Here is an 8,465-nt window from a genome sequence, read left to right on the forward strand (position 1 = left end):
ATGGCGAGCCAATGGACCGGTGGCTGCCTATGCAGATCCTGCCGATACGAATTCACCGGCGCTCCGCCGCATTCCGGATATTGCCATTGCGACATGTGCAAGAAAGCGACCGGCGGTCCTTTCGCGGTACTTGTCCAGGCCAAGGTTGAAGATTTCGTCTGGACGGAGTCTTCCCCTGCCGTTTACCGATCCTCGCCGATTGCGACACGCGGCTTTTGCGGCAAATGCGGAACGCCGCTCTTCCTTCGGTACGACGGCGACGAACTGATCCGCGTGACGGTTGGCTCGCTTGATCGCCCCGACAGGATTCGACCTGCAGGTCATTACGGCGTGGAGAGCCGGCTTGACTGGGCCGACTGCGGGCGCGGACTACCGGGGGAGGAAACTCAGGAGCGCTTCTGAAGCATGCCGCGCAAAATCGTGCTGCGGCTTTGCAGCAATGACCTGCGTTTAAAGAAGACCGGAGACGCGCGACAAGTGAACCTGGTAGATTGCGCCAACTTCCCGATCTGGCCGCTTCGCATGAGCTCTCATGAAAATCGCAACCTACAATGTAAACGGGATCAACGGGCGACTGACCAACCTGCTGCGCTGGCTGAAGGAGGATGTCCCCGATGTGGCCTGCCTGCAGGAACTGAAAACCGACGATGCCAGATTTCCGCGAAAAGAGCTCGAACGGGCCGGCTACGGCGCTGTGTGGCACGGGCAGCGATCCTGGAACGGTGTCGCCATCCTGGCAAAGGACAAGACACCGATGCTGACACGGCGCGGTCTTCCGGGCGACCCCGATGACACCCACAGCCGGTATATCGAAGCCGCTATCGAGGGCATGCTGATCGGATGCCTGTATCTGCCGAACGGCAATCCTTTTCCGAGCGCCAAGTTCGAATACAAGCTTCGCTGGTTCCGTCGCCTGCACGCCTATGCCGCCGAACTGCTCGAAATCGAGGTGCCTTCCATCCTTGCTGGCGATTTCAACGTCATGCCGACGGAGATCGACGTCTACAAGCCGGAGCGCTGGCGAGACGATGCGCTTTTCAGGCCCGAAGTCCGCAAAGCCTATGCCCAGCTCGTCTCCCAGGGCTGGACGGATGCCATCAGGCACCTGCATCCCGACGAGCGCATCTACACCTTCTGGAAATATTGGCGGAACAGTTTCGAGCGCGACGCCGGATTGCGGATCGACCACTTTCTGCTCAGCCCGACGGTGGCGCCGTGGCTTCGATCGGCGACCGTCCGGCGCAAGCCGCGAAGCTGGGAGCACACGAGCGACCACGCACCCGTCATGATCGAGCTCGATATTCCCGCGGCTGAAGCCGTATAAGCGGCAATGCCATCGATCACAGAATATCGGGGAACCTGCGATGCCTGCCGGAGTTTGCCTGCAAAGGAGATTGTCCGATGCGCACGAAACCCATTCCCGATTCCGCAAAGCTTCCGCCGAAGTCGTTGAACGAGGATACTCAGGACGACGAGCTGCCCGAGGCAAATGTCGACGACCGGCGCAAGCCTCCCGTCAGCATGGGCAGCAGCCGCGAGGCGGGCGACGGCGTCCCCGGCTCCGATCCTGAGACAGGCCGCGCCAATCAGAAGGGTCGCATTCCCGCCCCGCTATTCTCCAACCGGAAGTGATCGTCATGGGCGAGAGCAAGAACTATCTCAATACCGACGAAATCCAGGCCGACGACCAGTTGTCGCCGAAGCCGGTCGAAGGAAAAGATCCACCACGGCATGTGCGCAAAAGCGAGGAAGCCGTTGCCGAAGGCTCTGACGATACGGAGCGCATCCGGGTTCCGCCAGCGGTCGCCAATCCTGATTGATACGATGACAGCATCGGCTCATTCGCCGCCGTCCAGATCATAGATGCGGCCCGTCAACCAGGCGGGCCAGTCGCGCTCGAAAAAGGATCTGGCGCCTTCGTCCAGATTGCGGTTCGGACGGGTTGAAAGCCTGATCTCATCGCCTTCGAGCCGAACGACGATCTGCTCCTGGCGATGCGCTTCGCTTTCCCTACGGAAACGATAGTCCTCCAGTGGACCGGCGCTCGCCTGCGGAAGGAATTCGCCCTCCGCATCGCAGATCGCGCGTGCTCCCCGACTGCCGCCGCCCCTGCCAATGAAAAAGTCGAGCGCGCTCAGCACCGCTTCCGAGGCAAGCGCCATGTGCCGCCATTGCACACCTCGGACCGCTTCGGCCGCGTGGTCGTAGGCGAGGCCGTTGGCGCGGATTTTGGCGTTCAGCGCCCGCGCTTCGACCAAGGCCTGGCGGACGCTCCTTTGATCGCAGATGATGCCCGCCTTCTCGCTCATGCGGGCCTGCACCGCCGAGCGGACCGCTTTGACGGTGAGCGGGCTTTCACTGCGCAGGGCGGAAAGGAGATTGACGATGCCCACCTCTGCGGCCTCCGGTACACGTCCCGCGTCAGGCCGCTTTGCTCCGCCGGCACCGATGTGTTCGGCCACCCTGGTTCCGAAGACCTGCCCGGCATTCAGCGCCGCTCCACCGGGCCTTGTCACCCCATGTGTGCCCGCCGCCTCCCCGACCGCGTAGCAGCCACCCAGATTGGTGCGGCCCCAGCTATCGACCATGATGCCGCCGTTCATGTGCTGGTTATTGACCGCGAACTCCAGCGGCTCTTCGGCAATATCGATCTTGTAACGGCGATAGAGCTCGATCGCGAGCGGGTTCATATGCTTCAATCGATCGATCGGCATTTGCTGATCGGCGCCAGCCTTGCCGAGATAGAGGCGAACGTCCTCGTCAAGCCTCTCCAGGCTGAATGGCAGGTCGCCGGGAACGGGCGGAGGATTGCGATTGAAGTCCATAAAGACGCGCCGACCCGCTGCGGTCTCGCTGTAAATGGCGAGATCGACCAGGCTCGAGCCGAAATCAAGCATGCGGGTCGCGTGGAACGGCCATTGATAGCCCTTACGGAAGATGTTTGACGCCAGCTCCTGGGTACTTCGATAATATCCCGCCAGGAAATGGTGTTCTGCGCCCTCGCCGTCGACCGAATAGATATGCGGGATCGCCTGGACATATGTGCCGGACAGATTCCACGGGAATCCCTCCCTGCGCGTTCCGATACCGAATTGGCTTTCGGTTAGGTTGACGAGCTCGACGCCTGCCTCGAGCGCCAGTCCGAGAGAGCCGAAGCAGCCGTTGGGATAGACGCTGTCGCGATAGAGCTCGCCCGGGCCGCCGGCGGCGAGCACGATCACGTCACTCACGAACAAGGCGATGCCGAGCGGGTTCTCCTGCCTACGGTCGCCGGCGCGCATGACGAGCATGCCGGCGACATGACGCTCAGCCCCCTCGCCCTCGGTGAGGATTTTGACCGCGGTGGTCTGGTTGTAGAACGGCACGGCCAGCCGGATCGCCTCCTCCGCCAGCACCTTGACCATCAAGCGCGAGGTGCGCGGGCCGCAGCTGGTGGCGCGGCCGACCTCGTCATGGTCGGTCTGATATCGCAGTGTTCCGCCAAGCGGATCCTGGGGCAGCGGCAGCCCCAAGAACTGCAGCGATGCCATCATCCGTGACGAGCCGACCGCTTCGACATAGGCCGTGTCCTCGTCCATGGCGCCGCCGCCGCCGATGGCGCGGGCCATCGCCCGGTAATTATCGCCCTGATCGGCCGTGTTCGCGGTGTGGAGGGTTTGCTTGTCGGAGCCAGAGCAGGCCGAGGTTCCGCCCCATGCGCTTTGGCTGATGATGACGACATCGACGCCGCGCCGCTTCATTTCCACCGCCGCACGCAGACCCGCAGCGCCGGATCCGACGACGACGCAGCCGGCTCGGTAGATCGGCACGTCGATGCCGGCGAGGCGGGCTAGACCGGAAGCAGGCGGCTCCGGCGGAAGCCGCGGCATATCGACATCGGTCAGTGCGTCAAGGATTTCCTGCGGAACATCTATGGTCATCGGCGCGTCACAATCAATTGAGCGGGATATCCACCCAGCGTCTCTGCCGGGAAGACTCCATGCAGGCATCGACGATCTGACAGATGTGGTGGCCGGTATCGAATGTCGGCCACATCGGTCTGTTTGCGACGATCGACCGGATCACCTCCGCCACCTCGATGATCTTGCTTTCATTATAGCCGATGCCGAAATTCGGCAGCGGAAGGAAGGCCCTGAAGGTGGGGTTCTCAGGACCGACGTCGATCTCGCGAAAGCCGCGCCGCCCCGTGCTGTCGTCGTTGGAGTAAAAACGCAGCCGGTTTATCTCGTCATAGGTATAGGCGATGCTGCCTTTCGTTCCATAGACTTCGTAGGTCTGCATGAATTTGCGGCCGGTGGCGACCCGGCTGAAGTCGACGATGCCGGCGGCGCCGTTTTCGAACCTGCACAGCAGGTTCGTTGCGTCGGGATTGGTGATATCGGCCCAGGCCTCGTTGCCCGACAGTTTCACCTGCTCCCCATAGGCAAGCCCCTCGACGATCGGCCGGCGCGGGGTGACGATGAGATTGTCGGCGATCAGAGAGCTGACGCGGCCGACAAGGAAATCCATAAAGCTGAAGATGTGCGAACCGGTATCGCCGACGATCCCGGTCGGCGCGAGCTTGCCATCGGCGCGCCACATGAACGGTGCTGTGGGATCCCCATACATGTCGACGTGCTGGCAGCCGCGAAACAGCTTGATCTCGCCGATTTCACCGGATTCGATGATCTCTTTCGCCAGATCATGAACGGGGTTTCGGGGAAAGGCGTGTCCGACACGGGTAATGACACCCTTTTCTCTGGCGATCTCGGCCAGCTCCCGCGCCTCGTCGGCGGTGTTTGCCAGCGGCTTCTCGCAATAGACGTGTTTGCCGGCCAGCAGGGCGGCCTTGGCTACCGGATAATGCAGATGGTCGGGCAGACAGATGTCGATCAGGTCGACTTCGGGATCGGCGACCGCCAGCTTCCAATCCTGGTAGATCCTGGCCCCCGGCGCCCTGTTGCCGATATCCTGCGCTACGTCAGGGTTGCTGTCGACAAGCGCCACGATCCGCGCCGTTCCGTCCGACACGCCGAAGAAATGTGGAAAGGTCTGATAGGCCATCGTATGGACCTTTCCCATCCAGCCCGAGGCGCCAAGCACTGCAACACTCACTTCAGACATTGTCATCACTCCCTTAGCAGATCTCGGCACGAGCCCGCGGCCTGGTATCGTTGCGTTCATAGGAGAAGATCGTCGATGGCAGCGCAGGCAGCCCCCGGATGAGGTCCGACCCCTTTTCACCGACCATAATCGTCGGCGCGTTGGTGTTGCATGACGGCACGCGCGGCATGATGGAGGAATCGCACACCCTCAGGCCTTCAAGGCCGTGGACCTTGAGATCGAGCCCGACAACCGCGTCAGACCCGGTTCCCATCTTGCAGGTGCCCACCGGATGATGGTCGGTCTTGGCGTTGGCGCAGCCATAGTCGAAAAGCTGCTCGTCGGTCATGACCTTCGGTCCCGGCAGCCTTTCGGCCATGACATAGGGTTTCAGCGCCGCCTGCTGCATGATTTCGCGGGCGATCTTGAGCCCCTCCAGCGACATCTTCCTGTCGTGAGGATCGGACCAGTAGTTAGGATCGATCAAGGGAGCCGCAGCGGGATCGGCGGATGAGAGACGCACTGTCCCTCGCGAGCGCGGATGCAGATAGGCCGAGTTGAGCGTGACCCCGGCATTCTTGAGCCGCTCGACGCCGGCTTCGATGCCGGAACCCAGGCCGAGGTGGAACTGGATATCGGGCGACCGTGCGTCGGGATCGGCATACCAGAAGCCGCCGGTTTCAAAGAGTGAGGAGGCGACCGGACCGGTACGGAAAAGGACATATTGTATCCCCGCCCAAAGCGTGCGGTGGAGTTTTGCGACGCCGTCATAGGTATGATCGCCGGTGCATTCGGCGATAACGAAAAGGTCAAGATGGTCCTGAAGATTGCCGCCGACGCCGGGCAGATCGTGGCTAGGCTTGACACCCACCGCAGTCAAATGGTCGGCTGGCCCTATGCCGGACTGCAACAGGAGCTTCGGCGATCCGATCGCGCCTGACGAGACCAAGACTTCGCGTTCGGCGCGCACGACCTCCAGACCATTTCCGGTCGCGATCTCGACGCCGACCGCGCGGCCTGCTTCCAGCAGGATGCGGACGACACGCGCGCCCGTCCGGATCGTCAGATTCTTCCGGTTTTTGATCGGCGAGAGATAGGCAAACGATGCCGATGACCGCCGGCGGTTGCGCTGGGTGAGCTGGTAAAATCCGACGCCGGCCTGCTGGCGGCCGTTGAAGTCGTGATTATAGGGTATGCCGAGCTCCTGTCCCGCGCGGATATAGGCGTCGCAGATCGGCAACGGTGCAGCCGGCATCGAGACCCCCAGCGGACCGCCATAGGCGTGGTAATCGTCTGTGAAACGTTGATTGTCCTCGGCACGTTTGAAATAGGGCAGGATCGAACGGTAGTCCCAGCCCTCGCAGCCGTCGTCACTGGCCCAGAGATCATAATCGGCCGCGTTTCCGCGCGTGTAGAGCTGCGCGTTGATCGAAGAGCCGCCGCCGATGATCTTTGCCTGGGTATAGCGAAGCACCCTGCCTTTCATGTGCTTCTGGGGAACGGTTTCCCATCCCCAGCTGGCGACGCCCTTCGTCATCTTGGCGAAGCCGGCGGGCATGTGGAAAAGCGGATTCCAGTCGCCTCCGCCGGCCTCCAGAAGCAGTACCTTGACGTCGGGATCTTCGCTGAGGCGGCTTGCAAGAACGCAGCCCGCAGGACCGGCACCGGTGATGATATAATCGAATCCCATTTTACTGTCCTATTTGAAGCCGGCGCGCGCCAATGGATCTGACTGTGTCTGCAAGTCCGTCGATGCGATGTGGTGGGCAACTCTGAGCGCTTGGCTGGCGACGGTAAGTGCCGGATTGACCGCAGCCGATGTGGGCAGAAAACCGGCGTCGACGACGAAAAGATTGCCGTGATCGTAGGACCGGCAGTATGGATCCAGTGGCGCCGTTGCCGGGTCGTTTCCGATGCGGATCGTTCCGCACTGGTGGGACGGCGTGCGTTTGTCGAAAGCTCTGGAGAGCACGATCGGAAAACCGATCGACCGCAGGATCGCCTTCAGCTTGGCGACAAGGGCAAGATGCGCGTCCCAATTGGTCCTCTGCCATTTGAGGACGATCCGATCGCCATCGACCATCACGCGGCTTTCGGGATTCGGAACGTCCTCGCTCATCGCATAGAAATCGATGGCATGGTCCGTCATGAAACGCAGCAGCCATTCCGGCGCCTGCGGCAGAGAGCCCTTGAGGACCTTTTCAGAAATACGCCCCAGCAACTGCACATTGCCGAGCGGCGGTCCACCCTCGCCGTCCGAGAGATAGAAGTCGTTGAAGGCGAAGGTCTTCTGGTAGACGGCGGTGTTCCTGAAGCGCGGCGACACCGCTATCACGGCCGAGGCGTTGTGGTTCATGAAGTTGCGACCGACCTGGTCGGAAGAATTGGCGAGCCCCCTCGGGAAGCGGTCGTTTTTCGAACGGAGCAAAAGCACGGATGACTGCACCGCACCGGCGGAAAGGATGATGATCCGGGGCGAGACGGTCAGCGTCTGTCCGTCCTTGACGTAGGTGACCCGGTCGATCCGGCTCCCCGCCCCTGTGTCGAGCCGCATCACCCGTGCATTGGTCTCAAGCCGCACGTTCTCGTGTTTCAGCGCCACCGCGAGGGCTGCGGTCTCGGCATCCATCTTGCCGTCCTGTGAATTCGGATGTGCATCCCAGGGCGTACGCGCCTTGGAGAGCCAGGCGTCGAGATCCAGACCGAGCGGCAGCGAAAACGGATGCAGGCCTTTCGCCTTCAGGCGCGCCCTGATGTCGGCGATCGGCGCCTCGTCCGGCACAGGCGGGAATTCGTAGGCAACCGAATGATGCGGTTCGGTCGGATCTTCGCCAAGACTGCCGCGGACCTGATACATCAGCTCTGCCTTCGAATACCAGGGCTCCAGCTCTTCATAGGGAAAAGGCCAGGCCGGCGAGATGCCTTCCCGATGTTCGATGACGTCGAAATCTTCTTTGCGGTAGCGCGACAAGACGGCGCCGTAGAATTTCGAATTGCCGCCGACATTGTAATAGTTGCCCGGGTTGAAGGCCCTGCCGTCCGCTTCGTACCAGGTTTCCTTCGGCCGGAAATGTCCACGCTGGAAGATGGCGCGCTGGTCGCGATTGACGGGAAGATCAGCGATATGATCGCCGGCTTCGAGGACCAATATCTCAGCACCTGATACAGCCAGGCCGGCAGCGACGGTGGCGCCGCCGACGCCCGAGCCGATGATGAGGATGTCTGGTGAACCGCTCATGTCAGCACCTGCCCGTTACGCAATGCGCGCCTGCGTTTCCGGATCGAAGAACACGGCCTTGTCGAGATTGAAGGCGAGGCGAGTGTTCTGGCCTGGGGCGATGCCGGCATCGGCGCGCAGGCGGGCGACGACGGATTTGCCGCCG

The 8,465-nt window shown here is 61.9% G+C and carries 8 protein-coding genes and 1 pseudogene; 4 read left to right on the plus strand and 5 right to left on the minus strand.

The genetic code is table 11. The annotated features are described in order from the left end of the window. The 4 genes from QWJ46_RS17435 (at position 1) to QWJ46_RS17450 (ending at position 1,820) form a co-directional block, all read left to right on the plus strand. Positions 1-402: a GFA family protein gene (locus QWJ46_RS17435; protein WP_302752377.1), complete on the plus strand. Its 402-nt coding sequence runs from the start codon at positions 1-3 to the stop codon at positions 400-402. A 130-nt stretch (positions 403-532) separates the two neighbouring features. Next, positions 533-1,324: an exodeoxyribonuclease III gene (gene xth / locus QWJ46_RS17440; RefSeq protein ID WP_302752379.1), complete on the plus strand. Its 792-nt coding sequence runs from the start codon at positions 533-535 to the stop codon at positions 1,322-1,324. Between the two features lie 77 nt (positions 1,325-1,401). Further along, positions 1,402-1,632 carry a hypothetical protein gene (locus tag QWJ46_RS17445; RefSeq protein WP_302752381.1) on the plus strand — a complete coding sequence of 77 codons (231 nt, stop codon included), beginning with the start codon at positions 1,402-1,404 and terminating at the stop codon, positions 1,630-1,632. Between the two features lie 5 nt (positions 1,633-1,637). Beyond that, positions 1,638-1,820, plus strand: coding sequence for a hypothetical protein (locus QWJ46_RS17450; RefSeq protein ID WP_064801965.1), 183 nt, complete (start codon positions 1,638-1,640; stop codon positions 1,818-1,820). Positions 1,821-1,838: 18 nt separating this feature from the next. Here the strand turns inward: QWJ46_RS17450 and QWJ46_RS17455 are convergent, their stop codons facing one another. From QWJ46_RS17455 to QWJ46_RS17475, 5 genes and pseudogenes are all read right to left on the minus strand, one after another. Further along, positions 1,839-3,920 (minus strand): FAD-binding protein, encoded by a 2,082-nt coding sequence (locus tag QWJ46_RS17455; protein WP_302752384.1) that lies wholly within the window; start codon positions 3,918-3,920, stop codon positions 1,839-1,841. Between the two features lie 13 nt (positions 3,921-3,933). Next, positions 3,934-5,103, minus strand: a complete 1,170-nt coding sequence (locus tag QWJ46_RS17460; RefSeq protein ID WP_302752386.1) for a Gfo/Idh/MocA family protein — start codon at positions 5,101-5,103, stop codon at positions 3,934-3,936. A 13-nt stretch (positions 5,104-5,116) separates the two neighbouring features. After that, entirely contained in the window at positions 5,117-6,772 is a 1,656-nt protein-coding gene (locus tag QWJ46_RS17465; protein ID WP_302752388.1) for a GMC family oxidoreductase, read from the minus strand. 9 nt (positions 6,773-6,781) lie between these two features. Then, positions 6,782-8,320 carry a GMC oxidoreductase gene (locus QWJ46_RS17470; protein WP_302752389.1) on the minus strand — a complete coding sequence of 513 codons (1,539 nt, stop codon included), beginning with the start codon at positions 8,318-8,320 and terminating at the stop codon, positions 6,782-6,784. Positions 8,321-8,335: 15 nt separating this feature from the next. Further along, positions 8,336-8,465: pseudogene (locus QWJ46_RS17475) on the minus strand (sugar ABC transporter ATP-binding protein); the annotation flags it as partial.

The sequence above is a fragment of the Rhizobium sp. CBN3 genome (genome assembly GCF_030518245.1).
GTDB classification, from domain to species: Bacteria; Pseudomonadota; Alphaproteobacteria; order Rhizobiales; family Rhizobiaceae; genus Rhizobium; species Rhizobium aethiopicum_A.

Coding starts and splice junctions, on each gene's coding strand:
- QWJ46_RS17460 (WP_302752386.1), bottom strand. CDS start 5,103: ATGTCTGAAGTGAGTGTTGCAGTGCTTGGCGCCTCGGGCTGGATGGGA.
- xth (WP_302752379.1), top strand. CDS start 533: ATGAAAATCGCAACCTACAATGTAAACGGGATCAACGGGCGACTGACC.
- QWJ46_RS17450 (WP_064801965.1), top strand. CDS start 1,638: ATGGGCGAGAGCAAGAACTATCTCAATACCGACGAAATCCAGGCCGAC.
- QWJ46_RS17455 (WP_302752384.1), bottom strand. CDS start 3,920: ATGACCATAGATGTTCCGCAGGAAATCCTTGACGCACTGACCGATGTC.
- QWJ46_RS17470 (WP_302752389.1), bottom strand. CDS start 8,320: ATGAGCGGTTCACCAGACATCCTCATCATCGGCTCGGGCGTCGGCGGC.
- QWJ46_RS17465 (WP_302752388.1), bottom strand. CDS start 6,772: ATGGGATTCGATTATATCATCACCGGTGCCGGTCCTGCGGGCTGCGTT.
- QWJ46_RS17435 (WP_302752377.1), top strand. CDS start 1: ATGGCGAGCCAATGGACCGGTGGCTGCCTATGCAGATCCTGCCGATAC.
- QWJ46_RS17445 (WP_302752381.1), top strand. CDS start 1,402: ATGCGCACGAAACCCATTCCCGATTCCGCAAAGCTTCCGCCGAAGTCG.